We start from the raw sequence: 23,547 nt of genomic DNA, 5'->3' as shown, positions 1-23,547 counted from the left end.
ATTTTTTACCTCCCCGCAACCTGTTTAATACGTTTTCCTGACAGTATGGGTGGGGTGTCGCGAACCCAGCGACATCGACGTCGTCACGTGTACACGTGGCCAACCTGCCACGTCGAGCACACGTGATGAACCCCTCGCCATACGATGCAGGCTCCACCGAGCCTTGCGAAGGAGAACTATGTATACGGTTGCTGATTACATTGCAGATCGCTTAGCTGAACTGCACATTAAGGATGTTTTTGGGGTTCCGGGTGATTTCAACCTGGAATTCCTGGATCACATTACGGGGCATGATGCGCTGCATTGGGTCGGCAACGCCAATGAGCTGAACGCGGGCTACGTGGCCGATGGCTACGCACGCATGAATGGCATCGGTGCCCTGGTCACCACATTCGGGGTGGGCGAGCTCTCGGCTATCAACGCGATCGCTGGGTCTTTTTCGGAGAACGTTCCGGTGGTGCACATTGTCGGCGCCCCGTCGAAGGATGCGCAGGCGTCCCGACGGTTGTTGCACCACAGCCTTGGTGATGGTGACTTTTCCCATTTCCGACGCATGGCTAGCGAAGTGACGTGTGCCGTCGCTGATCTGACCCCGGCCGATGCGGTCGATGAGGTGGATCGCGTTCTCCGCGCGGTGCAGACACATCGGCGGCCCGGATACATTGTGGTGCCTACCGACGTCGCCCGCGTCGAGGTTGAGCCGCCATCGTCTCCTTTGGGCGGTGCCCGGTCCTACACCTCCAACCGTGCTCTGGCGGAGTTCCGCGCGGCTGCCTCTGAATTCTTGGAGGGGCGCGACGTGACGGTGTTGGCGGATCTCCTGGTTCACCGGATGGGGGCGACGGAGAACCTGAACCGGCTGCTCAGCGCCGGTATTCCTCATGCCACCTTGATGTGGGGCAAAACGCTGGTTAATGAGGAAGACCCGTTCTTCTTGGGCGTGTATGCGGGCGCAGCCTCCGAGCCTGATGTTCGCAAAGCTGTGGAGGGGGCTGATCGCCTGGTTATGGCCGGTGTTCGCTTTACCGATACGACGACGGCCAGCTTCAGCCAGAAGATCGACCCGGCACGCTGTGTGGATATCGCCACTAATTACGCGAAGGTGGGCGATAAAACCTTTGCTCCGCTGAACATTGCTGATGCGTTGGACGCACTTGCTGAGCTTGCTCCGTCCTTCGCGGACCGTACCCCGGGGGCAGTTCCAGAACCGGAGCCGCACCACTGGGTTGCGGGTGCTGATGAGCCCTTGGTACAAGACGATGTATGGCCGACGTTAGCTGGGGTGCTGACTGAGGGAAACATCGTTGTTGCTGATCAGGGGACCAGTTTCTTCGGCCTGGCGAAGATGCGTTTCCCGGCGGACACGACCTTCATTGGCCAGCCGTTGTGGGGGTCCATCGGATATACGCTCCCTGCTGCAATGGGCGCCGGTCTCGCCTGCCCGGGGCGACGCCCAGTGCTCGTTATCGGCGACGGTTCTGCGCAGCTGACCGTCCAGGAGCTAGGCACCTGGATGCGGGAAGGAGTCAACGGGGTCGTCATTGTGGTGAACAACGACGGCTACGCTGTGGAACGCTCGATTCACGGCGAGGACGCCGACTACAACGACATCACGGCGTGGGATTGGCGGATGATTCCGCAGGCCCTCGGCGGCACCGACGATAAAGTGGTGACGCTGAAGGCCACCACGCGCGCAGAACTTAATGACGTCTTTGAGACGGCGCAGGAGAATCAGGATCGGCTGGTGCTCATTGAGGTGTGCACCGCGCCGAAGGACTACCCGAAGTTGCTGAAGAAAATCGGGAAGGCCATTAACGACGCCAACTCAAAGTAGCCGCACTGACGCCCGATCCCGGTTATTCGCGCCGGGACCTGCGGCTATTCGCACTGAGGCCAGCGTCTATTCGCGCCGGGACCTGCGTCGCTAGCGCGCCTTAGATAGGCAGTTTCCGCAGGATAGCGGCCGGTGTGTGAGCCAGGGCCATCATGACGTAGCGGAACAGCGGGTGGACCCAGATCACGGACTTGTTGTCATCGACAGCTTTCGCGACGGCCGCCGCGACGTCTTCCTTATTGACGGTCAGTGGCGCGTCATCAAGGTTTTCGGTCATCTGTGTGCGCACTTGGCCAGGCCGAACGGCGAGGACGCGGACGCCACTGTCACGCAGCGCCTCGCCCAGCTGGCGGTAGAAGCCGTCGAACCCGGCCTTGGTGGAGCCGTACACGAAGTTGGAGCGTCGGACGACCTCACCGGCGACGGACGAGATGGCCACGATCTGCCCGTGGCCCTGCTTTTTCATTGCCTGGCCGAGCAGTACACCGACGGAGACCGAGCCGGTGTAGTTGATCTCTGCAGCTTGAACAGCTTTTTCTTGGTTCTGCCACAGTTCTTCTTGGTCGCCCAAGATACCGAATGCGACGATGGCGAGGTCGATATCGCCGTGGCTGAAGGCCTCGTCGATGACGGCCTTGTGTGACTTGGTGTCGAGAGCATCGAAGTCGATCGTGCGGACCTCGGACGCCCCTGCTTTCTTCATCCGGTCAATCGCGGCGGGGAGATCTTTGCTGTTCTTCCTGGCTGCGAGGGTGACGGAGGCGGAGCCTCGGGAGAGGAATTCCTCGACGATGGCGAGGCCCATGTCCGACGTTCCCCCGAGGAGAAGGATGGATTGTGCGTGCCCAACGGCGTTAAGCATAAAGAAAGAACCCTTTCTGTGTACCGAGCCCGTCACAGGGCCCGGCGGAGTGATGCAATTCGTGCGGTGGGATTGGATTAGTGCAGTTCCAGGCGACGGGACATGTCCGAGGCGAACACGCCGCTGGGGTCGATGGTGTTGCGGGTTTTCAGCCAGCTGTCCATCTCGGGGTACATCTTGTGGAAGTTTTCGGCCGAAGTGCGCGATTCCTTCGCTAGGTAGAGGCGTCCACCGAATTCCATGACTCGTTTGTCAAGGTCGTCCAGGAACTCACCGAGGCCAGGCTTGATGGGGAAGTCGACGCAGACGTTCCAGCCGGGCATCGGGTAGGAGAGAGGTGCGCGGTTGCCTTCACCGAACAGCTTGAAGACGTTGAGGGCGGAGTAGTGCCCGGAGCGCTGAATGTCGCGGACGATTTCTTTGAATGGGTCGACGGCTTCGCGCGGGACCACAAACTGGTACTGCAGGAAGCCCTTGGAGCCGTACCCGCGGTTCCACTCACCGATGAGGTCAAGTGGCTGGTAGAACTGCGTCAGGTTCTGCACTTTATTTCGGTACGTTCCGGACTTCAGCCACCATAGCTCACCGATGGACATCATGGTCAGCTTGTTCATCGTGAAGTTCGGGAAGATGTCCGGGACGGTCATCAACTGAGGCGCGTTGAACTTCAACGGCTTTTTCGCCAGCTTGGGGGCGTATTCCTTCAACTGGTCCAAGGTGGCCAGGGATCCGCGGGAAATAGCGGCACGGCCCAGCTTCGGTTCGGGAGAAATAGCGTCGAACCAGGCCGAGGAGTAGGTGTAGTTTTTCTCCGACCCGTCAGAGTGGAATTCGATGGTTTCGTCCAGCGACGCGGTCATGTCGCCGTCGGCAATGAAGTAGGCGGTTTCGGTGCGAGTCATCGCGATGCGTGCGCGCACAATGATGCCGGTGAGGCCCATGCCACCAACGGTTGCCCAGAAGAGTTCGCCATCGGGGTCATCGGCGCTGCCCTCTGGCTCGAGGTGCAGGATGCGGCCATCGGCAACCAGCAGTTCCATGGAGGCGACGTGGTTACCGAAGGACCCGGCTGAGTGGTGGTTCTTGCCGTGGATATCTGGGCCGATGGCACCGCCGATGGTGACTTGCCGGGTGCCGGGGAGTACCGGAACCCATAGGCCGTAAGGCAGTGCGGCTTTCATGAGTTGGTCGAGGGTGACGCCACCGTCGACGTCGGCAATAGCCGTGTCCGGGTCGATGGAGTGAATTTCATTGAGCGCAGCCATGTCGATAACAAGTCCACCGCTGTTCTGGGCCGGATCGCCGTAGGAACGGCCCAGACCACGGGCGATGACGCCGCGCTTGAGGTAGTCGGGCTTACCCTCGTTCTGCTCGGCAACCTCCCGCACCGCGCGGGCGATCAGGTCTAGGTCGGGTGTGGACAGGACTTCACTGGAAGCCGGCTGAGTGCGCCCCCACCCTGTGAGACGACGGTGCTCTAGCGGTAGTTGATCTGTCGTGGTTGAGCTCACTTCTAACTCTTTCTCCTTGGTACGTCAGATTGGTTGTGCGCGATCATACGAGCGTGGGAGTCTCCGTCGGAGCCACCATCGGAGCCGTGAGTGGCCACGAAGCCTCCCGCGCTACCACCCGTATAGTTCTACGCCATAGCTGTACGCCTGTCGCAGTGATAGGCGAGTATCGACTCGATGGGAGCCTACACCGGGGAGACGGGCTTTAGTAGAGGTTCATGATGTCGCGTATCTCTTCGGGCAACATGTCCACGCTGGTAATGAGCGGCCCATCATATTCTCTGAGCAGGTCATTGACCCGTTGCCGTGATGAACTATCCAAGATAGGTAGCTCTTGGGCCATCATCCGCGTCATGGGCACGTCCAGCGGGACTGTGGTGCGTTCCGCAGCTTCATAAGTGGCGGCCGCAGCTTTGTCAGCCGCTGATTTTCGTCCGAACATGTTCCCTAGTGTACGGGGTGACGCTGAAATTTCAGCGTTGCTGTGACCGGGATTTCATTATCGACGCTGGGCTGGGGTCTTTTCGGTGCTTTTGCTCTGGTCGAATCGCGTAACGGTTGCTTAACGCGGGCCCTGGAAGCGTACAAAGGGATCGGTGGTGCTATCGGTCTGCGGTTGGTATTCAATGCGCTTGGTTACTTCCGTTTGAACTTTTCGCCCAAACAGGTGTCCAATCAGCGTGGCGGCCATATCCATGCCGGCTGCAACACCCGAGGATGTCCATCGACAACCGTCGTGCACCCACCGCGCTTGATACTCCCAAGAAATATCGTCGCCAAATGAGGACGCCCATTCAAAAGCTAGTTTGTTGCTCGTCGCTCGATGGCCTTCGAGCAGACCAGCCGCGGCCAAGAGCGCCGATCCCGTACAAACTGATGCCACTATCTCCGATCGGTTTCCAATATCCGTTAGCCAAGACAAGAACGATTCGTCGTGAGCCAACGTCCGTGTTCCCATACCTCCGGGGACCAAAATGATATCTGGATCGTTAAGCGCGCCGCACTCTAATTCCGCAATTACCTCAACGCCTTGAGCGCTTCGGACGGGGCCGCTCCTCTGAGCTACCAGTTCAATTTTTACATCGGGGATTGCGCTGAAGAACTCTATAGGGCCGAACGCATCAAGCAACTCGAATCCGTCGAAAAGTATTACCGCGAGGTGCCTTTCAACCACGTTCTCTGCCATGGACTTATGATAGAGGACCTCGTAGTTGCGGTCATGGTTTCACTGTGAACGTTCCTTTTATCGGTTATGAGCCGGGCGAACCGACCGCGATGATCGATCCCATCGCCACGGCGAAGGTAGTGGAGATGCTGCGCGAGACTGTGCGGCGAGATCGTGGAGTGCTGTTTATCTCCTACGATCGTCGGGTGTTAGCAGCAGTGTCACGAATGAGTATCCGCTGGTGGCGGGCCACTAGCGAGGAGCGATGTCCAGGGAATGGACTACCGTGCGTTGCGAATCGCTGAAGTTATTGTCCGAGATGAGGTAAACACGATTGTTTCCCACTGGAGTTTTAGATACTCCAGTGCCTCGGCCGTTGGAACGGGAGCCAGCGGACAGGGAATTGGTAGCCGAGGTTCCTGCTGGCGGGGCTGCGAAGGTCATGCCTTCCACGTTTTCGGGAGACTCCGGAACGCCTCTGCCACCCGGATGTGCGCTATTACCGAGTTTCGAATCAACGAAATCGAAGGCTTTCTCGCGCTTGACTGCTACTTCGGTACCGGTGAGGCGCTCCCGGCCGAGAACGTTGGTAGCTCCGTTTACATCTAATCGGTAGATCTCTGCGCGGTTTCCTTGTTTGGGGATATATCCGCGTTGTAGGGCGTAAAGGTTTCCATCCGGGGATGTAGCCAGGGAAGCATATCCGCGGTCGGCTTTGGGGGCATACGTGGGATCTACGTCAACCACGTATTCCGCGCTGGGCTTCCCCGTCGCAGTGTCGTAGACGGTTAGTCGCGTTTTGGATCCCGACTGGGGAGTATTGCTTGGTCCATCCTGCACCAGAGAGTTTTCGTTGATCGTGTAAAAGGTTTTTCCATCAGGAGAAATGGTCATCCCTTCTGGCCCCTTATTGGGGCTTATGCCTTTAGCTTCTTTAGTGTCCGGCACATCTTCATAGTTGGGGACGTGGTACTGCGGGGGATGAATACGGCGAATCTCACGCCCGGTTTTATCGGATTCGATGACAAGGGGGGAACGATTCTCTGCACCTTGTGACCCACCCTCTGTCGTCCACAACAGGTGCCCGTTGGGCAATTGGCGGATCTCTTCCGCGTCGAATTCCTTAGGATCGTACGCACTTCCATCTGGGTTGGTGAAAACGACCCGGCCGATGACTTGTGCCTGCCCACTGTTATCGATGTTCAATCGGTATGCGCGGGTGGGACCATAATCGCCTTTGTCATCTGAGATGGCTAGATAGGAACCATCAGCAAGAGAGGCCAGTCCGGATAATCCGCCGACACTAGGATCTTGAGTCGCCTTGCCGAGGTCGAACATGCCGTTATAACGGGATTGGTTTGTCGCGCCTGGGCTCGGAGCGCTAGAAGATGGGACAGCCGAATCTGCGGTGGTTGGGGTTGCTGAGATGGCGGCTGCGGACCCCGTAATGAGCGTGGTGAGAATAAGTGGGGGAGCAATCAGAGGGGTGATCTTCCGGTTGTGATTGGAGCGAGTACGTATTTTCACACCCACTATGAAAACAGGTGGCATGCGTAGTGATGGTGGTCGCTCGCTATACCGCTGCAGAATTTTGCGGAAGGTTCGCTGGAAGTTTAGTTGTTGTTTATTTCCCCCACACTCTTTTTCGATATTGCATCGTGGAAACGAACGCAGGCGGGGTCTGCCGAGAGAAGAGTCATCCCGGGTGTTGGTTTGGTACGAGAGGAAAGTGGCGGTAGAAGCTATCGTCGTGCTCGAACTTATTCGTGCATCCCGGACGCAACCAGTCTTTGCATCATCTGCTGCACAGATGGCGAGCGATCTGCACGACGTTATTACTGGCGCTTTAGCGTGCTTGGAAGTCCTGAGCCCTAGTGCGGTGGCACGGCAGGTCTCTGCGCTTATCGGTGGTCGGATGACTGCGCAGCTTTATTCCGGTGCAAAAGCAAAAGAGGCAATGAGTAAAGCCTTGTTAGTCTTGGTGCCATGCACCTAAGCAGGAGAGATCAGTTTCCCCACGGAGTCACACGACGTCTCAACGAAGCGAGAGACCGTATCAACGCACTGCCTCCAGACGAACGAGGTGTTTCCCGCCTTGTTGAACGTGTATTGGTATCTTCCCTGATCGGTGGCTGGTATGCCTCAGGTGGCATCGAGTCGAAGCCGCGCCGGGTGGCGACGAAGGTCGGGCTACTAGGATCCGCGTTCGCGGTGATATGGATGACGACACAGTCGTCGGAAGATCTGGCAAGCGCGGATAATAATTCTCCGAGGGTTGGGGCAAAGGAATTATCCAGCCCAGGAAAAGATACATCGCTTGAGGCCGCTGCGTCTGAGACCACGAGGTTGGAAACCGCCGAGGGGCCGGGAACTTCGTCGTCGGAAAGTGAATCACCGCAGGCCACACCGTCGAAAAATGATGAAAATAGAGCCCCAAGCCCGTGGGGCTGGGCACGATTGGGTATGGCCATCAGCGCTGTGGTGGGCTACTTCGTGGGGTCGTTTTATTTTTCCCGGTTCATCAGGAGAAAAGCGCTGGCGTTCATCCGCGCGCACATCACTGAGTCACGGCCGTGGACAGTGTATGGGGTGCTCGTCGGCATTGTTTGCTTTGCGTTGAGCTTCCAGGAGGATAAGCACACCGCCAACCTCGGTGACAGATTGAGCGCACTGAGGGCGCGCGCTTAGGTTTCCGCTGGTTGCGGTGCTATTCCCTCCGGGGTCTTATAGCCTGGGGACTTAGAGCCTGTCGCTGAAGAATGGCCCGAGCTTACTGACGGCCTCAGCTACTTCTTTCTCACCGTCGTAGAGGTCCATATGGTTTGCGCCGTCAACCACGTGTTGGGATTTGTCGGTGCTGGCGGCTCGTTCGTAGAGATCATCGCTCATCCACTTCGACCCTGCTTCGCTCCCGGCGACGATCAGCAGCGGTTGAGTGAGATAAGCCTCGGCCTTGTGGAAAGCATCGTATGTGATGATTTGCGACAGGCTACGCGTAGTCATCCAACCTGGAGCGTTGGGGTGCTCGCAACGCGGGGTGTGGTAGTACTCCCACGCCTGGCGTAGCTCCTCATTGGGAGCATCGTCCTCGTTCATCGGTGCGAGGGGGAACTCGTTGTCTTTACCGGCGGCATCAGTGGTCCGCGCTTGTGCTGCCTGCTCGAGAATCGGTGCCGCCTCGGCGTCGGTAACCGATCCGTCCCACCCGTTGCGGAACATCTGCCCGATATTAACCATGCTCACGGTGCCCACGGCTTTGATCCGCGGGTCATTGATCGCGGCGTTGGCGGTATAACCAGCGCCGGCGCAAATTCCCATGGCGCCTATTCGTTCGTTATCGACGTAGTCCAGAGTGGTGAGGTAGTCGACGACAGCGCTGACATCCTCGGTCCTGATATGTGGATTCTCCAGTTGACGGGGTTCACCAGAACTGGCGCCCTGGAAGGACGCGTCGTAGACGACGGTGACAAATCCGTATTCGGCGACTTTTTTGGCGTAGAGGCCTGCGGTTTGCTCCTTCACGCCACCACCGGGATGGGAAACGACGATGGCGGGATAGGTCTGTGAGGCCTCGAACTCTGGAGGGAAGTTGATTACTGCAGAGAGTGTTGTGCCATAACCGTTGAGAGTCTTGATATTGATGTTTTTGCTCATGTTTGTTCCTTTACAGGTCGCTGGTCAGTTCGCCTTGAGGAATCAGTTCGTTAAATAATTAGTTGCCCGCGAGGTTCTCGCGAAAGAAGGAGCTCATCTTGGCAACAGCCGGGTCGACGTAGTCGGGCTTGTCGTAGAGGTCGACGTGTGACGCGCCGTCGATAATGAACAATTCCTTTGGTTCTTGAGCCTTCTCAATCGCGTTCTGCGAATACGGCAGCGTGTCCGCATCACTTCCGGCAATCATGAGCAGCGGACGGGGCGAGATCTGATCGATGAAACCGTAGGCGTCGAACACAGCAATGCGGTCGAAGCTCGTCGGATCGACCGTATTCGGTGCTCGGTCATCCTTGGCACGGTCCGTGCGGTAGTAGTCGTAGGCTTCCTTGTACATCGAACGATCGGGGTACTCGTTTGCCTGATCCTGGGTCATCGGGATCATTGGTTGTGCTTCGACGTCCTTACCCGCTGCACGGTCGGTGCGAGCTTGTACCGAGGCTTCGAGGAATTTCGGCAGCGTCTCAGCCTGGGACCGGTACACGTCACCCAGGTCGGCCCCGCTGACAGTGGCGACCGCCTTGATCCGAATATCACTGGACGCGGCGAACGGTACGAACCCTCCGGAGGCGCAGATGCCGAGAGCACCAATCCGGTCGGCGTCGACCTCCTTACACGTCGCTAGGTAACTAACGGCGTCCTTGATGTTTTCGACACGAATGAAGGGGTCTTCGAGCTGACGGGGTTCGCCGGTGCTTTCTCCCTGGTAGGCGGCGTCGAACGTTAATGTGACGAAGCCTTCCTTGGATAGCCGTGTTGCGTAATTGATCGGTGATTGTTGGCGGACACTGCCGAATGGGTGGCTAATGACAATCGCGGGACTTGCACCCTGCGCGTCGTCGGGAATGAACAACGTGCCCGCGATGGTTTGGTTTCCGCTGGAAAACTTAACGTCAGTCTGCATTACAGGTTCCTTCCTTGAAACTTCTTTTCTTGAAATGAGCCGGTAGTGACTTACGCCACCCACGATATGGACGAGCGGAATCCTCAACCAGGGGTTCTCAGTACCAGGCAGGCTTGTCGCCGTCGGTACCCGGCTTGTCGATCCCGACGTTGGCGCGCGAGTGTTCGGTTGGGTCGGCAACGACGGACGCGATGAACGCAGCGACGGCCTTGCGTGACACCTCGGTCCCCTTGAACTGCTCATCACGTTGGGTGAGTTCGTAATCGGTCTCGTCCTTATTAGTCAGCCACGCTGGGCGGACGATCGTGTAGTCCAGGTCCGAGTCCTCAATAATGTCTGCTGCACGGCGGTAAATCGTCAACGCCTCGTTGCCGATGGCCTCTCGGTTCCAGGTGTTAAATTTCTCGGGCAGCTCATCGTAAATTCCTAGCGCGTCGACGAAAATCAGGCGCGCTACTCCGGCCGCCTTCATGGCATCGATAAGTGCGCGTGCCTGCTCGTCGAGGTTTCCTGCAAGGTTGGCATAAACAATGTCCTGCCCCTCGAGCGCTGCACCGAGAGCGTCCGCGTCGAGCACATCACCTTCGACGACGCGGGCCCCGTCGGGCGCATCGACTTTGGAAGCATTGCGGGCAAACAGTGTGAGGCTGTCCCCGTGGCCGGCCTGGTTTGCGATCATGGGGATGGCGTGGCGGGCGATCTGGCCGCTGGCGCCTAGAACGATAACGTTGGTCATGCTAACTCCTTTGTTGTCTTGCTTTGTTGTGACATAACAACGCTGACTATTAACGTCAACATGTCCGAGAGTATCGACGGTTCCCCATGCCATCCAGGGGTTGTCAGTGCCTGTTCGAAGAGCCGTATCTTTAACTCCATCAACCCCAGCCGTTGACCCTCCACCATACGGGGAGCGCCGATGACTGGGGTTTCGTCGTCGCAGGGGAGCTGTTGGGGAGTACCCATAACCTATGGCTACGGAGTGGGCTCCTCATTACTCTTGAGGTTGTGTCTGCCAACACCGAACTGCGCGAGTTTCTTATTTCACGTCGCGACAAGCTACAGCCGGAGGAAGTCGGCTTACCGCGGGGTACCCGTCGTAGGGTGCCGGGGCTCCGGCGTGAAGAGGTGGCCTCACTCGCGGCTATCAGCGTTGACTACTACGTCCAGGTTGAACGTGGCTTGGCAAAAGGCGTTTCCGATGATGTGCTGACCGCGATTGCGCGTGCCCTCCGACTGAACAATGCCGAACGCACATACTTATTCGAGTTGGCCGGCGAACGTCCCTCTCATCGGCCTAGTCCCTCCCATCATCGTGCCAAGCCGACTGCGACGCGCCTGCCGCTCGGGTTAGAGCAGCTGCTGGATGCCATGGTCGATGCCCCAGCACTTGTCCAGAATGGTTCGCTCGACATTGTTGCTGCGAACAAGCTTGGTCGCGCATTGTATCGCCCAGTGTTTGAGAACTGGCCACGCCCGAACCTTGCGCGCTACGTGTTCCTTGACGAGGATTCGCTGCGTTTCTTCGACGACTGGGATGCTATCGCTGATGAAGCGGTCGCCATGCTCCGCCTTGAGCAGGCACGCACACCTAGCCGGGTCATCGATGCACTGATCGCTGAATTGTCCCAGCAGAGCGAGGCCTTCGATGCGCGCTGGTCCGCGCGTGACGTCGCTGATCACCGACGGGGAACCAAGGTCGTGCACGACGCCGAGGTTGGCGAACTCTGGCTACGCTACGAGGCCCTTGATGTGGCGGGTAGTCCTGGTCTCCAACTCCTGGGCTATGCCCCCGAACCAGACCACCCAGCCACGCGCGATGGACTGCGTTTGCTTGCCAGTATGGCTGCGACTAATGACGCGAACAGCCCATCTGAAATGCAGCGACCATGACCTGGGTGCTGGGCTTAAGCCATAAGGCTAGGTGCTTGAATGAGATGCTCGCACGGTGAACGTCATAAAGTGGTACGCACGATAACTCGCGGTACACAACGCCTCGCGGTACTCAACGAACAGAGGCAAGAAAGAGGACCACATGACGTCTGCTGAATCCGACGGCAACTACCCCGTCATTGCAGTGGTAGCCGGTGAAGGGCCCACCGCAGTGTGGCATATCGACACCGATCCGCTAGCCAAAACAGGGCAGTTCGTCGGCGCGTGGATCGTCGGCACGGGGAAAACAAGCATCCAGCCTGGTGAAACGAACAATTTATCCTGGGCGGGTGCGAAACTCGATCAATCCGTTCTTCCCATGCTTATCGACGGGCATCCTGTTGTGGCGACTGATAGCGGCAGGAAGGTACTTGCCGCGATTGAAGCCGATGACGAAGGAAGCGCGACGTCCGATAAGGGGAGTGCGACGTGGAGCGTCGTCAATGTTGATGACACCGTCGTAGCGATCAAGGAAGCAGTGGCCTCATATAAAGAGGCGCTGAAGGACGAAAATGCGCGTCGGAAAGCGGACGGGAAGAGCACCTTGAAGGGGCAAGCGTATCCCGACGTTGTGGATGTGGAGCCTGCCTATGATGCCGCAGACGCGTTGGGTGTCGATAACCCGCTGGCTAAAGAGTGCTGGGCCTGGGCGGAGGGAATGCGGCGGTTAGTGGACACGTGGAACGGCATCGACGCTCAGCGCCGGGCCAAAGCCACCGATTATTTGCAGCACTTTGGCAGCAAAGAGCCGCAGCCGATTCCCCTGGTCACGCGCACAACTGAGGGCTAGCAGACGGTCCCACAAACCCAAAGTAGGGAACAATTGGCGCACCAGCCCCGGGATTTGTGTCTACCCTGGGTTTTATGAGCACAAACACCGCCCGCGACGATGACAACGTCATCGAACTGAGCGATTATGCGAATCGCGCGCGCAGCGGTGACAGCAGCCATTTTCCCCAGAGCCAAAGCGAACCCGCACCAGATGACAGCGAATCCGTCGCGAGAGAACCCGCCAGCCTCGTGATCTCTGTGCACCAAAGCGGTGGAGACGGACCCCAATACCGAATCATCGGGATTAACGATGCCCTTCACATCACTGATCTCTTCACTGTGTTGGACACATGCTTCGGGTGTGATGGTGACGCAGAATGGATCCTTCACGGTACAGACGGGAACGATGGGGTCGGCGAAATCGACGGGATAGCTGGAGAAAGCGAGCATGTCGTTGAGGATTGGCCGTTATACGAGCTGCTCAATGCCCCCGGCGACACTCTCGATGTGACCCGCCACCAACATGCGGCTGGGAACTCTAAACCTGGGGAGGGGAGCGCTGATCAGGATGTTGTCGATAAGAATGTTGATGAACACGATGACCTGCAGTTTCATATCGACGTTGCCGAGTGCTATCTCCGTGATCACGGGACTCCCGACGCGTTGTGTGTCGGTGGGGACGAACACGCAGATTTAGACAGCATCAATGCAGAGCTAACCGGTGCAGCGACAACGCAGCACATTCTGTGCGCGACGAAACCGATGATCCGCTTGGCTATTGAACGCAGTGGCATATTTGACTTCATTCCGCTGCTTCAAGCGCTGGATTTAGGCAGAGAAATTAACGTAGACCCCGACACTTTAGATGTCTGCCGCTCCCTCCCGAAAGAAAAGGATCCGGCCGGCCGTGATGCAGCAGTTGCTGAAATCTTGGCCCAAGCAGCCCTGGTTGAAGGCCCCCTGCGAGCAGACATCATTGAAACGATGATGGAAGCAATTGGCTGGGTAGCTGACGACGGTTCGGAACTGAAACTTCCTGAGATTGATCAACTGGCCAGCGAAACTTTGCAGGCCTTCGAGCACATAGGGCTCACGGGGGACAAGCGATTGTCTTCACTGGAACGTCTTGAATTGTGCCGCGCAATAATCCGTGCGGACTAGGTAACGGCGCGGACTAGGTATGACGGTGACCGGTCGGCCGATAGCGGACATGAGCCCGGGGGAGGACCGTGAAGCGCGGTGAAGAGTAAGCTGCCAGGACGTGAGTGAAACCAAGCCTGACCACCCAACCGATGATCACGCCGAGCCGGAACTACTGACACCCAACCTATCGGGGGCATTAGCTGCTGAGAGTGCCGCAATGGATAACTCCGATGCTGTAACAGACAACGGTATGGCGGAAAACGTCGCAACGGTAAGTGACGCGGCTGCACAGAATGGAACCCCAGCGTCGCACGACAGTGCCACCACATCCGGCACCGCCGGCGTCGATGCCCCCGCTCCGCAGGGAGCGAGCGTCCTCACTCACCTCTATAAATTCGTGATCGCAGGCGGAATCTCCGCTGTTGTGGACTACGGCCTGACCATGATCATCCAGCATGCGTTTGGGCAGTCGTACCCACTCGCGAAGGCCATTGGCTTTATCTTCGGCACCATCACGGCTTACATCATCAACCGTCGCTGGACTTTTGAGGCTGAAGCATCGGCAAAGAAATTTGTTCAGACGATGTCCCTCTACGCACTGATGTTCGCCGTCCAGTGGGGCCTTGCGGTCTCAGTGAACCATCTCTTGCTTAATGCCGGGGCCAGCGCTTTCATTGCCGGCACCGTCGGTTATGTCATTGGCCAGGGCGTGGCCACCGCCGTAAACTTCGTTGTCCAGCGGTGGGTCATCTTCAAAACCAACTAGCGGGACCAGCTAGGGGGCTTTCACCTCATTTCCCCAGCGTGTGGCGCAACGCCTCTTCCAAATCAGTGAAGCGGAACGTGTATTTGTTCTTCTTTAACACCTCGGGTTCCATCTTGACCGACGAGAGAGCAAGCTGATCTGCGCCCTCCTTACCCATCAGAGCATCCGGTCCCAGACGTGGCGTCGGAATGACAGACGGGCGACGAAGAACTTTCGCCAGTATGGACGCGAATTCTTTTTGCTTTACCGGGTTGGGAGCAGCGGCATTAACCGGCCCTGATACCTCGGGGTTAAACGCCGACCAAATATAGATCTGGGCAAGGTCATCAATACCAATCCACGGCTGCCACATCTCACCGCCGTTCAGTGGGCCGCCCCCACCCATGAGATACAGCGGGAGCTGGGCGCCTAGGAGGCCCCCACGGGCGGATAACACCAGGCCAGTCCGGATGAGTGCCACCCGAATACCAGCCTCTTCCGCCTGTAGCGCAGCGTCCTCCCAGCGCTGGCATACGTCGGCAAGGAAATCGTCGCCCGCTGGAGACTCTTCCGTCACCGAACCCGCATCAGCTCCGTAATACCCGCTGGCTGAGGCATTAATTAGCGTAGTCGGTCCACCATCCGGCGCGGCCTTTTTCATTGCCTCGACAAGAGTCGTAGTGGCGTCGAGACGCGAATGAAGAATTGATTTCTTGTGGTCATCAGTAAAACGCCCCATAATCGACGTCCCTGCCAAGTTGATGACAGCCGTCGCACCTTTCAGAAGAGACGGGTCAAGGGTGCCGTTGCTGGGATCCCAGCGCTTGTATGTGACACCGGGAACTTGCGACGTGCGAGAACTGCGGGTTAGGGCGATAACACTGTGGCCTAGTGAACGGAGGAGCGCCGAAATTGCTTGCCCGACTAATCCGGTTTCGCCTGCGATGACAAAAGTTTGAGGAGTTGTGGGATCAGTAGCCCTATCCGTGCTGCCGATATCACGTAATTGCTGTTTAAAGGCTAAGTCAGCCACCGTCTGGCGTGTGCGGAAATCAAACGTCCGCTCCAGCTCTTTGTCAATCTTTTTCTTGACCAGCCAATTCTTACCCAGTGCTGACGTCTTGCCCGGAAGCTCCGCTGTTACCTGATCCTGAACTAGTGAGGAACCACCATTGGAATCGGAAAACTTATCGTCCAAAAATGTGTGGGTATGCTCCCATGAATCGAGAGGCCCCTGCACCATCATGTCCGTAAACGACTCGCCTTGGGTGTACGCAGTATGACGCGCCTTCCATTTTACTGTCGTCGACACTGGCGCCAGGCCCTCTAGCCAGGGCAAGCCCATTTCTAACTCAGTCTCGGAGCCCTCCGCTAGACCTTTGCTGGGGCCCGAAGTCAACGTTGTTGAAAAATCAGGGCATAAACGCGCAGCGCCTCCAGCGGATTCGTAATACTCCACGACGTCGCGCCGGGGAAAGGGGATCCGTGCGGTATGTGAATACTCGATAGTCATAATTCTCTTCGTCCTCCTTGGTAATCGGATCATGGACGGTATGTGGCCCATTGTTGCAGAAACCTCCGACACGCGTGGCCGATACGGAGAGTGGGTGACGTGTCGTGATGGATAGACATGATGGACAGACAAGCGTAGGGAGTACCTGGTGGGGGTATGTTGTGGCGAGTTACGTCGGGGCGGGTGTGGTGCGACGACAATATCGTTGCGGAATACCCAAGGGGGGTATAGCGTTGGGTGTATCAGATACCCCCGGAGGGTATGTGATCGCCTGCGTGTATTCCGGTAATGCGGAATTATGAGCCCCTGACTCGGACACGTGCATTCGTGTGGACTATAAACACGCGGACGCCAGCAGCAACAGCGACGACAAGGAGATCGCCATGAACACCCACAAGTACAAGATTTCGGGCATGACCTGCAGCCACTGCGAACGTGCAATTCGTGACGAAGTCAGCGAACTACCCGGTATCCATGTTGATGAGGTCAGCTTGGAAACGGGAATGTTGACCGTCAGCTCAGATGGCGACATCAAAGATATGAAGGTTCTTGAGGCCGTAGAGGAAGCGGGTTACACAGGTACCCGCCTGTAAATCAACCGGCTGAAGTAAAGGGAAGCGAGAGAAGTGCCACACACAGCGGCGACGAACCCTGATTCCATGACACCGATTGCCACCGGCGGTGTGGCCACAGCCGAAGGCTCAACCATTGAGCTCGACATCGGTGGGATGACCTGTGCATCGTGTGCTAACCGGGTAGAGCGTAAGCTCAACAAACTCGATGGAGTGCAGGCCACAGTGAATTTGGCAACTGAAAAAGCCAAAGTTACGGTGCCGTCGACAGTATCGACCGACGACCTCATCCAAACAGTGGAAAAAGCAGGATACTCGGCCACTCTCAGTGAACCACGTACCTCCGCTCCTGGGGAGCGCACGACCAGCAGTGCTTCGAAAAGTCAGACCCAGCGCGGTAGCGCTGTTGGCTCTAAGCAGGACGCAAGTCCTATCGAGCAGGAGACAGCACGTTTTCGGCAACGCCTTATTGTCTCCGCATGGCTGGCTATCCCCGTTATCGCCATGGCGATGATCCCGGCGCTGCAGTTCCGTAACTGGCAGTGGCTGTCCCTGACATTGGCGTCTCCCGTTATCGTGTGGGGCGCGCTTCCCTTCCATAAGGCAGCCTGGACGAACCTCAAACACGGCGCAACCACCATGGATACGCTCATTTCAATGGGAACACTGGTGGCATTTGCGTGGTCCTTATACGCCCTTTTCTTCGGACACGCCGGTGAACCAGGGCTCAAACATACGTTCACCATGATGGCGTCGCACACCGATGCGTCGGCCAATATCTACTTAGAAGTCGCCTCCGGTGTCACGTTATTTATCCTGGCAGGACGTTACTTCGAGAAAAAGTCCAAACGAGAATCCGGGGCTGCTCTTCGCGCGCTACTGGACATGGGAGCCAAAGAAGTCACCCTTCTCGACGGCGGCCAAGAAATCCGCATTCCCGTTGAGCAACTCGAGGTAGGAAACACCTTTGTTGTTCGACCCGGCGAAAAGATTGCCACCGACGGCGTTATAGTGAGTGGATCCTCAGCAATCGACGAATCCATGTTGACGGGCGAATCTGTCCCCGCAGAAGTTGGCTCCGGGGATCACGTCACCGGGGCAACAGTCAACACCAGTGGCCGGTTGGTCGTCCAGGCAACCCGCGTTGGTGCAGATACTCAGCTCGCCCAGATGGCGCGCATGGTTGAAGACGCCCAAACCGGAAAAGCTCAGGTTCAGCGCCTAGCCGATCGCATTTCCGGTGTTTTTGTCCCCGCCGTCATTGGCATTGCCCTACTGACCCTGATCGTCTGGCTTGCTTTAGGCCACGGATTCGCCACCGCTATGACAGCTGCGGTCGCGATTCTTGTTGTAGCGTGCCCCTGCGCCTTGGGGCTTGCCACGCCAACAGCACTTTTAGTTGGCACAGGCCGCGGTGCACAAATGGGTGTGCTGATCAAGGGGCCAGAAGTTTTAGAATCCACTCGGGGCATTGACACCATCGTGTTGGATAAAACAGGCACGGTGACTACGGGCACCATGGCGCTAACTAGTGTTCATGCTGCCGCCACCTCATCCCGTGATGAAGTTCTAGCCATCGCGGGAGCAGTGGAGTCGTCATCAGAACACCCCATTGCGCACGCCATAGCGCAGGCAGCGAACGCTCAAGGTCTCGGGGTTCACACGGTCACCGACTTCCGGAACCATGAGGGCCTCGGGGTACATGCGGCCGTGGACGGCCACGACGTGTACGTCGGTAAGGAATCTCTGCTCAATGACGTCGGAATTCCTCTAGACGACGAACTTCGGTGCGCGAAAAATGATGCCGAACAAGCTGGAAAAACAGCAGTCGCTATCGCTTGGGATGGCGAAGCCCGAGGGATTCTTGTTATCGCAGACACTGTGAAAACAACGAGTGCCACAGCAATAAAACAACTCAAAGAGCTAGGGCTCAACCCTGTCTTGCTAACAGGAGACAATAGAGTTGTTGCCCAGCGCATTGCCGATGAAGTTGGCATTGCCGATGTCAAAGCAGATGTCCTTCCCGCCGATAAAGTACAGGTCATCCGTGGACTTCAGAGCCGAGGAAAAACCGTGGCCATGGTGGGCGACGGCGTCAATGATGCCCCTGCGTTGGCTCAAGCAGACCTCGGCCTTGCGATGGGAACTGGCGCAGATGTGGCCATCGAAGCAGCCGACATCACACTAGTTCGCGGAGACCTATCCAGCGCCGTTGACGCAGTGCGCCTCTCCCACGCAACGCTCGCGACCATTAAGACAAACCTGTTTTGGGCTTTCGCGTATAACGTCGCCGCTATTCCAATAGCTGCTCTGGGGCTTCTTAATCCCATGATCGCGGGAGCAGCGATGGCGTTTTCTAGCGTCTTTGTGGTGGGCAACAGCCTCCGGCTGCGTGGGTTTACCAGCGTTAATGGGAACATCGGTATCCACACTGGTAGGGGTATTGACGTCCGCCGTAATACGAGCACGCGTACTCGCACTGATGAGGAGGAATGGGTGAAATGACCACACCAACTACCGTGGATAGCACGGCTGAACAGGAATTATGTCATGCATGCCATGAAACCCACGCCCCCCATGGCTATATTTCGGAAAAGGAACGGTACCTCCACCGGATGAAGCGGATCGAAGGACAAGCTCGTGGCATCACCAAGATGATTGAGGACGAAAAATACTGTGTCGACATTCTGACGCAGATCAGCGCGTTAACAAAGGCCTTACAGGCCGTTGGATTGGGCTTACTTGATGACCACTTAAATCACTGCGTCCTTAATGCAGCCCAAGCTGGGGGCGATGAAGCCGAACAAAAACTTCACGAGGCATCACAAGCTATTGCCCGATTAGTGAAGTCCTAATGTCATGCCAGAGCCGGTGGAACCATCGATCGGCTCCTCTCACCGCATAGAGCGAGGCAAAGAGATGCGGATTATTCGAATAACCGCTGGCCGACCATAGTATCGCCCTCTCGAACACCGCCGGGGACAGCAAACAAGGCAGACGCCTGATGCTGAAGGTACTCAGGCATAGCGTCTTTTTCCGTCATTTTCTTCAATATCGGATAGAACCCTTCCCGCGGATCCTTCGAATACGCAATAAAGAACAGTCCGGCGTTTAACCGGCCCAAGGAGTCATTTCCATCGGTGTAGTTGTACCCACGCCGAAGCATCCTATGACCCTGATTATGTTCCGGGGCAACAACAGCCACATGAGAATCCGCTGGTACAGCCAGCTTTCCGCCGCGCCGGGCAGTGTAATCAACATCGTCAAACTCGCGATCGTCGGAGGGGTCCTCAACGGACAAAGGGGCACCGTAGCGCTTATCACGCCCGATCACATCCTCTTGTTCCTCCAAAATAACGCGATCCCACACCTCGAGATACATGTGAATCTTCCGGGCGACGAAGAAACTGCCGCCGGACATCCACCCATCCGTCACCCACACATCTTTATCCAGAGCGTCGGTTTCATCGCTCTTGATGTTCTGGGTGCCGTCTTTAAAGCCAAACAAGTTCCGGGGAGTGTCCTGGTCAGTACTGGTTGACGACGTTCGCCCGTACCCGATTTGCCCCCACCGCAGCCGCACAGTGCCGAATCCGATCCGCGTCAGATTCCGAATCGCATGCACGCACACCTGAGCATCATTGGAGCACACCTGAACCAACAGATCACCATCGCTCTGTTCAGACCGAAGCGCCTCATTGGCGAACTTGGGCATCCCTTCCTTGATGACGTCCGGCATTTTCGCTTTCAGACCAAAGCGGTCCTTGCCGTCTCCGTCGACAAAAAGCCCCTTCCCGAAGCCAAAAGTAATGGTCAAACCGCCGACGGGGTAATTCCACGCCTCACCAGTGTCCCGAGGTACGGCCTTGGGGTTAGCGTTCGGTTCGCCACCAATCAATTCACCCGCGCACATTTGTTCCGAGGCGGACGTCCACGAGGTCAGCATGTCCTTGAGCTCGTCCAGATCATCGGTCGTGATGTCGAATGCGGCGGTGTACATATTGTCTTGCGCCGGCGTTGTAATTCCCTGCTGATGTTCGCCACGGAACGGGTAAATGAGCGAAGTTGGGTCAGATGTGTCCTTGTTTTCCGCAGCATGAACAGCAAAACCGCCGATGCCCGCGCCGGCTATCCCGGCAAGGCCAGCGAATCCGGCAGTGGTGAAGAGTCGGCGTCGTGAAATACCCCGCGTACGGCCCTGTTCCTCGGCGCCCGACGTGCCGCTTGACGCGTCAGCCGACCCCGTCGGTTCATGCGCCGAACTATCCGGCTTGCCGACGTCACCGTGTCCTTGTCCAGCGGCATCGCGGCCCGGTTCGCCGTAACCACCGCGGTTCGACCTGTGCTCAGGGTTGTCCTTGTGGGGTGACACCATTTCCTCCTCATCGTGTACCTATAACCCTTGTCAGGGGTATCCGCGCCCGCTCACATGCTTCCGCTGAGCAGAATCCGCTTCCGCGCGTCCACTCGCGTTCAGAAAAGCCTGCACGCCTGCTAGTGCAGAATCGTTCCCGCAACCTGCGACAATGGCTCCGACAAACCGTTGATCGCGTCAGAGAAGTCGCGCTGCGTGTCGGTGTAATCCGACTCCTTGGGGGCCTCGCCCGCGTCCTTCTGAACGGTGGCGATCTCGTCATACGGTTTGTAGGTCGGGTCGCCATCGAATCCGTCACCGAGGCCGGTGACCTCGCCGGTCTTCTGTTCGTCGATAAGCTTATTGACCTTGTCGAAGGCGCGGGTGATCTTCTTGTCCAGGTCCGCGTCCTTTTTCTTCACCAGGTCAGCAACGTTGCCGTAGGCAACCGTGGCACCCTCAACATTCGCCTTGAAATCGTAGAGGTCGGTGTGCGAGAACGTGTCCTCTTCCCCGACGATCTTCGAGGTCGCTACTTCCTCCATCAAGCTGGATGCGCCATCAACGACGTCGGAAAGGTCGAGTTTGAACTTGCCGTCGGTTCCCTCAAGGTTGCCGTAGACCAGGTCGTACAGTTTCTTCGTGTCCTCATTGAGCTGGTCAGCGGCCTTCTTCCGGTCCTCGTCAGTGGCGAAGTGGAAGTCGTCCCCGCCCCACAGGTCAGCCTCGATGCGGTGCCAGCCGGTCCACTTCTTGAGCACATCTTTATCAGTGACATCTTTGCCGGCGTCCGCGGCAAGGTCCTGGATGCGGGCATCGAGCGCGGTGTCGAGGTCGCCCGCTTCCTTGATGCCGAAGGACTCCGCAGTGGGTTCGATTCGCTCATAGTTCGCGCGGGCGAGCGGGAATAGTTGCTTGGCCTTCTCGGTATCTCCGCTGGTGTAGGCCTCGGTGAACGCCTGCGTCCCGGTGAGTAGCTGCCCGACTTGATCCTTCACGTACGCGGTGTAGTTGGTGATCGCCCGGTCCTCTGCCTCTTTTTCGTCGTCAGTCAGCGTGACTTCTTTGCCCTTGGTGACCGTGAAATCCTTGAGCCCAACAAAATCGCCAACCATGTTTGGCTTGCACGCCGTGTGGTACGACCCCTGCTTCAGCGCGGTCGTCAGGTTTGCTGTGGTCCCGGGGCCAATATTTTCTTGCTCTGATTCAATCTGGAGTTTGTTTTCGGCCAGAATCTCGAGCTCATTGGGCTTTGTGCCGTTATTAGTAATTTCAAACTTGACGACGCCCGACGGCACCTCTGACGTGGACAGTTCGCACGAATCGTCCGTGATGGTGACCTGAATCGTCTGGTCGGCTTTGGTGTTGTCATCGCTGGCCGAGTTCTGAGGATTGTCCGTGCACGCGCCGAGCGTGAGAGCAGTGGCGACGGATGCAATGGTTGCTGCGATGATGCGTGGGGAGCGCGAGTGAGATGTCATGATGGCTTTCTCTCGGGGAGTGGGAAATGGTGAATAGGAAGAACGAGGGTTGATGGAATGCGGAGTGAACAGAGTTATTGGCTAGTGGCAGGTGCTGCAGGCCGTGCTGGGGCTGAAGGGGCAAAGACCTTGCCCCTGATCTGCAGGATGAACAGCACGAGGACAGGCACCAGGTACACCCACCAGGCGATGACTTGGCCGACGGTGGGCTGCACGTTGATTTGGAACATCGCTTGCCCCACCACATAAACCCAGTACAGCGGGGACGTGTTTTCGGGGAGAAGGTGGGACATATTCCATGCGTGGTTCATGACACCGGGAATGACCCCGGCCTCTTGGAGGTCTCCGATGCCGTAGGAGCAAATACCAGCGGCGACGAAGATGAGGAAAATGCCGGTGACGGCGAAGAACATGCGCATATTGATGCGAGCTGCACCTTTGTACACTGCCCACCCGAGAATGATGGCAATAACCAGCCCTAGCACGACGCCCGTCGTGGTGGCCGCCACGTTGTTTTCGATCGACGACCTCACGGTGGCCCAGATGAATAGCGCAGTCTCCATGCCTTCGCGGCCGACGGCTAGGACGGCGATCCATACGACGCCCCAGCCAGACTCGTGTTCTCCTAGGGTTTTCGCCATGGAGCCTTCGAGTTCACCTTTCATCTGGCGGGAGTTTTTCCCCATCCAAAAAATCATCCAGGTGACCAGAGCCACGGCGACGAGAGAGAGGCCTCCGCCGATGATCTCTTGTGCCTGGAAGGTGAGTGTTTTCGGCCCCCACGTCAAAATGGCGCCGAATGTGAGGGGAACGAGGGCTGCCAGTCCGATACCTAGCCATAGTTTGGGATAAACATCCTGCCGACCAGCCTTTTTAAGGTAGGCGAAAAGGATTCCCGCTATAAGGGTTGCCTCAAAGCCTTCTCGGAGAGCAAGCAGGAGATTCGCTATAAGCATGACGTTCCTTTTTTGTCCGTGCATGGTTAATGTACTCGGGCAATGTAGGTCAGACAATGCTTATAGCGCGCGGAGGGGACTATGTACCCCCCGCCC

At 57.3% G+C, this 23,547-nt stretch carries 23 protein-coding genes; 10 read left to right on the top strand and 13 right to left on the bottom strand.

The features are described 5' to 3' along the window. The first annotated feature begins 178 nt into the window (after positions 1 to 178). Positions 179 to 1,834, top strand: coding sequence for an alpha-keto acid decarboxylase family protein (locus tag KCQ76_RS05735; protein ID WP_046203379.1), 1,656 nt, complete (start codon positions 179 to 181; stop codon positions 1,832 to 1,834). A gap of 100 nt (positions 1,835 to 1,934) precedes the next feature. Here the strand turns inward: KCQ76_RS05735 and KCQ76_RS05730 are convergent, their stop codons facing one another. From KCQ76_RS05730 to KCQ76_RS05710, 5 genes are all read right to left on the bottom strand, one after another. Next, on the bottom strand, positions 1,935 to 2,696 hold the full coding sequence (locus KCQ76_RS05730) for a decaprenylphospho-beta-D-erythro-pentofuranosid-2-ulose 2-reductase (RefSeq protein ID WP_046203378.1): 762 nt from the start codon (positions 2,694 to 2,696) through the stop codon (positions 1,935 to 1,937). 77 nt (positions 2,697 to 2,773) lie between these two features. Continuing rightward, a complete protein-coding gene (locus tag KCQ76_RS05725; RefSeq protein WP_046203377.1) occupies positions 2,774 to 4,207 on the bottom strand; it encodes a decaprenylphosphoryl-beta-D-ribose oxidase in 1,434 nt (477 codons plus the stop codon). A 205-nt stretch (positions 4,208 to 4,412) separates the two neighbouring features. Next, on the bottom strand, positions 4,413 to 4,649 hold the full coding sequence (locus KCQ76_RS05720; RefSeq protein ID WP_046203376.1) for a hypothetical protein: 237 nt from the start codon (positions 4,647 to 4,649) through the stop codon (positions 4,413 to 4,415). Between the two features lie 120 nt (positions 4,650 to 4,769). Further along, positions 4,770 to 5,393 carry a DJ-1/PfpI family protein gene (locus tag KCQ76_RS05715; protein ID WP_046203375.1) on the bottom strand — a complete coding sequence of 208 codons (624 nt, stop codon included), beginning with the start codon at positions 5,391 to 5,393 and terminating at the stop codon, positions 4,770 to 4,772. A 231-nt stretch (positions 5,394 to 5,624) separates the two neighbouring features. Next, complete coding sequence (locus tag KCQ76_RS05710) at positions 5,625 to 6,899, bottom strand: esterase-like activity of phytase family protein (RefSeq protein ID WP_046203409.1); 1,275 nt, start codon at positions 6,897 to 6,899, stop codon at positions 5,625 to 5,627. Positions 6,900 to 7,101: 202 nt separating this feature from the next. Between KCQ76_RS05710 and KCQ76_RS05705 the strand changes: the two genes are divergently transcribed. Together KCQ76_RS05705 and KCQ76_RS05700 are read left to right on the top strand one after the other, a co-directional pair. After that, positions 7,102 to 7,368: a hypothetical protein gene (locus KCQ76_RS05705; protein ID WP_046203374.1), complete on the top strand. Its 267-nt coding sequence runs from the start codon at positions 7,102 to 7,104 to the stop codon at positions 7,366 to 7,368. Then, positions 7,359 to 8,060 (top strand): hypothetical protein, encoded by a 702-nt coding sequence (locus KCQ76_RS05700; RefSeq protein ID WP_102215126.1) that lies wholly within the window; start codon positions 7,359 to 7,361, stop codon positions 8,058 to 8,060. The genes KCQ76_RS05705 and KCQ76_RS05700 overlap by 10 nt, the downstream gene beginning before the upstream one ends. Positions 8,061 to 8,111: 51 nt before the next feature. Here KCQ76_RS05700 and KCQ76_RS05695 read toward each other — a convergent pair whose 3' ends face one another. The 4 genes from KCQ76_RS05695 to KCQ76_RS05680 all read right to left on the bottom strand — a co-directional run bounded on the left by KCQ76_RS05695 (position 8,112) and on the right by KCQ76_RS05680 (position 10,950). Then, entirely contained in the window at positions 8,112 to 9,026 is a 915-nt protein-coding gene (locus tag KCQ76_RS05695) for an alpha/beta hydrolase (RefSeq protein WP_046203372.1), read from the bottom strand. Positions 9,027 to 9,084: 58 nt separating this feature from the next. After that, entirely contained in the window at positions 9,085 to 9,987 is a 903-nt protein-coding gene (locus KCQ76_RS05690; protein WP_046205325.1) for an alpha/beta hydrolase, read from the bottom strand. A gap of 97 nt (positions 9,988 to 10,084) precedes the next feature. Beyond that, positions 10,085 to 10,723 (bottom strand): SDR family oxidoreductase, encoded by a 639-nt coding sequence (locus KCQ76_RS05685; protein ID WP_046203370.1) that lies wholly within the window; start codon positions 10,721 to 10,723, stop codon positions 10,085 to 10,087. Then, positions 10,720 to 10,950 (bottom strand): hypothetical protein, encoded by a 231-nt coding sequence (locus KCQ76_RS05680; protein ID WP_046203369.1) that lies wholly within the window; start codon positions 10,948 to 10,950, stop codon positions 10,720 to 10,722. The genes KCQ76_RS05685 and KCQ76_RS05680 overlap by 4 nt, the downstream gene beginning before the upstream one ends. Positions 10,951 to 10,992: 42 nt before the next feature. On the opposite strand from KCQ76_RS05680, the gene KCQ76_RS05675 reads away from it, so the two are divergent. The 4 genes from KCQ76_RS05675 to KCQ76_RS10985 all read left to right on the top strand — a co-directional run bounded on the left by KCQ76_RS05675 (position 10,993) and on the right by KCQ76_RS10985 (position 14,596). Then, complete coding sequence (locus KCQ76_RS05675) at positions 10,993 to 11,877, top strand: helix-turn-helix domain-containing protein (RefSeq protein ID WP_046203368.1); 885 nt, start codon at positions 10,993 to 10,995, stop codon at positions 11,875 to 11,877. Positions 11,878 to 12,019: 142 nt separating this feature from the next. Then, complete coding sequence (locus KCQ76_RS05670; protein WP_046203367.1) at positions 12,020 to 12,706, top strand: hypothetical protein; 687 nt, start codon at positions 12,020 to 12,022, stop codon at positions 12,704 to 12,706. 74 nt (positions 12,707 to 12,780) lie between these two features. Further along, the gene (locus KCQ76_RS05665; protein WP_102215125.1) at positions 12,781 to 13,848 is read left to right on the top strand and encodes a hypothetical protein; all 1,068 of its coding nucleotides are present in this window, start codon (positions 12,781 to 12,783) and stop codon (positions 13,846 to 13,848) included. Positions 13,849 to 13,948: 100 nt separating this feature from the next. Beyond that, the gene (locus KCQ76_RS10985; protein ID WP_231725440.1) at positions 13,949 to 14,596 is read left to right on the top strand and encodes a GtrA family protein; all 648 of its coding nucleotides are present in this window, start codon (positions 13,949 to 13,951) and stop codon (positions 14,594 to 14,596) included. A gap of 25 nt (positions 14,597 to 14,621) precedes the next feature. Here the strand turns inward: KCQ76_RS10985 and KCQ76_RS05655 are convergent, their stop codons facing one another. Beyond that, positions 14,622 to 16,088, bottom strand: a complete 1,467-nt coding sequence (locus KCQ76_RS05655) for a TIGR01777 family oxidoreductase (RefSeq protein ID WP_046203364.1) — start codon at positions 16,086 to 16,088, stop codon at positions 14,622 to 14,624. A gap of 383 nt (positions 16,089 to 16,471) precedes the next feature. Between KCQ76_RS05655 and KCQ76_RS05650 the strand changes: the two genes are divergently transcribed. The 3 genes from KCQ76_RS05650 (at position 16,472) to KCQ76_RS05640 (ending at position 19,515) form a co-directional block, all read left to right on the top strand. Beyond that, positions 16,472 to 16,681, top strand: coding sequence for a heavy-metal-associated domain-containing protein (locus tag KCQ76_RS05650; RefSeq protein WP_046203407.1), 210 nt, complete (start codon positions 16,472 to 16,474; stop codon positions 16,679 to 16,681). 66 nt (positions 16,682 to 16,747) lie between these two features. Next, positions 16,748 to 19,165: a heavy metal translocating P-type ATPase gene (locus KCQ76_RS05645; protein WP_082090010.1), complete on the top strand. Its 2,418-nt coding sequence runs from the start codon at positions 16,748 to 16,750 to the stop codon at positions 19,163 to 19,165. Further along, a complete protein-coding gene (locus tag KCQ76_RS05640) occupies positions 19,162 to 19,515 on the top strand; it encodes a metal-sensitive transcriptional regulator (protein WP_046203405.1) in 354 nt (117 codons plus the stop codon). Before KCQ76_RS05645 ends, KCQ76_RS05640 begins: the two co-directional genes overlap by 4 nt. Positions 19,516 to 19,586: 71 nt before the next feature. On the opposite strand, the gene efeB is transcribed toward KCQ76_RS05640, so the two are convergent. From efeB to efeU, 3 genes are all read right to left on the bottom strand, one after another. Next, complete coding sequence (efeB, locus tag KCQ76_RS05635; protein WP_046203363.1) at positions 19,587 to 21,035, bottom strand: iron uptake transporter deferrochelatase/peroxidase subunit; 1,449 nt, start codon at positions 21,033 to 21,035, stop codon at positions 19,587 to 19,589. Between the two features lie 119 nt (positions 21,036 to 21,154). Continuing rightward, positions 21,155 to 22,495 (bottom strand): iron uptake system protein EfeO, encoded by a 1,341-nt coding sequence (efeO, locus tag KCQ76_RS05630; protein ID WP_046203362.1) that lies wholly within the window; start codon positions 22,493 to 22,495, stop codon positions 21,155 to 21,157. Positions 22,496 to 22,569: 74 nt separating this feature from the next. Continuing rightward, entirely contained in the window at positions 22,570 to 23,451 is an 882-nt protein-coding gene (efeU, locus tag KCQ76_RS05625; protein WP_046203361.1) for an iron uptake transporter permease EfeU, read from the bottom strand. Between the last annotated feature and the right edge of the window lie 96 nt (positions 23,452 to 23,547).

It is taken from the genome of Corynebacterium parakroppenstedtii, assembly GCF_019754935.1.
In the GTDB taxonomy this organism is placed as follows: domain Bacteria; phylum Actinomycetota; class Actinomycetes; order Mycobacteriales; family Mycobacteriaceae; genus Corynebacterium; species Corynebacterium parakroppenstedtii.
Note: the sequence above shows the minus strand (reverse complement) of the source record. Positions and strands in the feature narration are given on the sequence as shown.